Below are 2,580 nucleotides of genomic sequence, written 5' to 3'. Positions count from 1 at the left end.
CCTGCCGCTGCCCGACGGTGCCGACCCCGTCGCCGTCGCGGCCGGCCTCAACCCGGCCCTCAGCTCATGGCTGCCGCTCACCGCCCGGGCACGCGCCATCGGCGACCTCGGCACGGTCCTCGTCCTCGGCGCGACAGGGGTCGCGGGCCGGATGGCCGTCCAGCTCGCGCGGATCCTCGGCGCCGAGCGGGTCGTCGCCGTCGGTCGCGACCCGGAGCGACTCGCCGCCCTCGAGGACCTCGGTGCTCGGACGGCGTCCCTCGCGGACGGCCCCGAGGGGATCGCTGCCGCGCTCGGCGGCGACGCGCCCTCGATCATCCTCGACTTCGTCTGGGGCCTGGTCGCCGAGACGACGTGGGAGGCTATCGCACGGCACGGGCTCGAGGAGGACACCGCCGACATCGAGCACGTCGAGATCGGCGCGCTCGCCGGGCCGACCGCGGCCCTCCCCGCGGAGCTGCTGCGCAGCCGGAGGATCCAGGTCCGCGGCTCCGGGGCCGGCTCGGGCTCGATCGAGGACATCATGGCCCAGCTGCCCGTCGTCATGGGGCACATCGCCTCCGGTGCCCTCGTCGTGCCCGCCCGCGCCTATCCGCTCGAGGAGGTCGGGGCCGCCTGGGCGTCCGGTGCCGGTGAGCGCGCCGTCGTGACCTTCTGACCCGTCTCCGTCGGGTGGGCGGCTCGGACGGTGGTCGGCTCGGACGGTGGGCGTCGGGGTCGGCTCGGAAGGTGGTCGGCCCGGAACGGTGTGGTGGCGGGGACGGTGGCCGACTCGGGACGGTGGGTGACGGAGATGGTGGTCGGCTCGGGACGGTGTGGTTGGCGGGGACGGTGGCCGGCTCGGGACGGTGGGGTTGGCGGGGACGGTGGCCGGCTCGGGACGGTGGGTGACGGGGACCGTGGCCGACGGTCGCGGCATGGCGTGACCGCTTCCGCCGAGGAGCCCGCCCTACCCTCTGAGGCATGGATACGCCCGAGGAAGACGCACCGTCGCCGGCCCGCGACGGCTGGCTGAGGCGTCGGCTGTTACCGGACGGGACCGACCCGGACCCGCGGTTCACCCTCGCGAACGAGCGCACCTTCCTGGCCTGGACCCGGACAGCCCTCGCTCTCGTCGGCGGTGGCCTTGCCGTCGACGCGTTCACGGGCGAGGTGTGGGGCCGGTCCGAGCGCAAGCTCGTCGCCCTGCTCCTGCTTGCCATCGGCGTCGTGTGCAGCGTCGGCGCGTTCGTCCACTGGGTGCGGTCCGAGCGCGCGATGCGCCGAGGCGTGTCCATCCCCGTGCCCATCCTCGTGCCCATCCTCACCGCGGTGAGCGTCGTCGCGACCCTCGTCGTGCTCGCCGTCATCCTCAGGGGGCAGCTGTGACGGCGGACGGGCCGATGTTCAGGGGCGGCTGTGAGGATCGACCGGCAGATGCTCGGGGGGCGGCTGTGACGGTCGACCTGGCCACCGTCCGGGGGCAGCTGTGACAGTCGGCCGACCTACACTCCGGGGGCAGCCGTGACGGTGGATCGGTCGATGCTCAGGGGGCAGCCGTGACGGTCGACCGGCCGACGCGAAGCCGGGGCGACTCTCCGTGCGGAGGGCGGCGGTGAGCTCACCGCCTCGTCGACCACGGGCACCGGACGACCAGGCCGAGCGGACCCATCTCGCCTGGACGCGCTCGCTCACCGGGCTCACCGCGTGTTCGGCGATCCTCGTCCGCTGGCTCGCTCGGGACGTGCCCGTCGTCGCGCCGCTCCTGGTGATCACGCTCGGGGCGGTCGTCGCCATCGCCGTCACCCAGCGTCGTCGCATCCGCCGCCAGCTCCAGGGACTTCGCGACGGCGTCATCGCCCCCGACGTGTGGGGCTGCCTTTCGCTGACCGCGGCACTCGTCCTTCTCGGGGTCGGCGGAGTCGCCGTCCTCTTCCTCAGCCCCTGGTAGGTGACGGCGCCCAGCGCGAGGGCCAAGTCGACGGGTCTCCACATACCTCGACCCAGGTATCACGCTGGGCGTCGAGGTATGTGGAGACCGTGGGAGGGTATCTGGCTACCTCGACTCCGAGGGTCGCACTGGGAGTCGAGGTATGTGGATGCGGGTCGGAGGAGCTATCGCTGACGGAGGAGCACCCAATACCTCGACCGAGGGGTCCTAGTTGGAGTCGAGGTAGGTGATGCGCGAGGAGGGCCTTCGGTTACCTCGACCCCGAGGGCGATCCCGGGGGTCGAGGTGTGTGGTGACCGGGCGGTGGGGTCTCGATACCTCGATTCCGAGGGAGGTCCCGGGGGTCGAGGTATCTGGTGACCGGGCGGTGGGGTCTCGATACCTCGATTCCGAGGGAGGTCTTCGGGGTTGAGGTATCTGGTGATCCCCCGGTGGGGTCTCGATACCTCGACTCCGATGGGGGTCTCGGGGTCGAGGTATCTGGTGACTTGGCGGGTGCTGCGGTTATCTCGATCGGGTGACGTTCCGGTGGAGGTGGGTGGGTGCCGTCGGCCAGGTCTTCGGTTATCTCGATTCCGAGGGAGGTCCCGGGGGTCGAGGTATCTGGTGACCGGGCGGTGGGGTCTCGATACCTCGATTCCGAGGGAGGT

Annotated in this window: 3 protein-coding genes; all 3 read left to right on the top strand. The window is 71.9% G+C overall.

All coding sequences use genetic code 11. The features are described 5' to 3' along the window. A partial coding sequence (locus tag BN12_RS21935) for a zinc-binding dehydrogenase (RefSeq protein ID WP_053080160.1) occupies nt 1–658 on the top strand: 658 nt, incomplete at its 5' end. Between the two features lie 305 nt (nt 659–963). Continuing rightward, a complete protein-coding gene (locus tag BN12_RS21930) occupies nt 964–1,368 on the top strand; it encodes a YidH family protein (RefSeq protein WP_048555653.1) in 405 nt (134 codons plus the stop codon). Between the two features lie 226 nt (nt 1,369–1,594). After that, complete coding sequence (locus BN12_RS21925; protein ID WP_048555652.1) at nt 1,595–1,930, top strand: DUF202 domain-containing protein; 336 nt, start codon at nt 1,595–1,597, stop codon at nt 1,928–1,930. Nucleotides 1,931–2,580: the final 650 nt, after the last annotated feature.

The organism is Nostocoides japonicum T1-X7, from assembly GCF_001046855.1.
In the GTDB taxonomy this organism is placed as follows: domain Bacteria; phylum Actinomycetota; class Actinomycetes; order Actinomycetales; family Dermatophilaceae; genus Nostocoides; species Nostocoides japonicum.
This window is presented reverse-complemented; position numbering and strand designations above follow the sequence as displayed.

Bases quoted from the DNA above. Each gene is read 5' to 3' on its own strand.
- BN12_RS21930 (WP_048555653.1), top strand. From the start codon at position 964: ATGGATACGCCCGAGGAAGACGCACCGTCGCCGGCCCGCGACGGCTGG.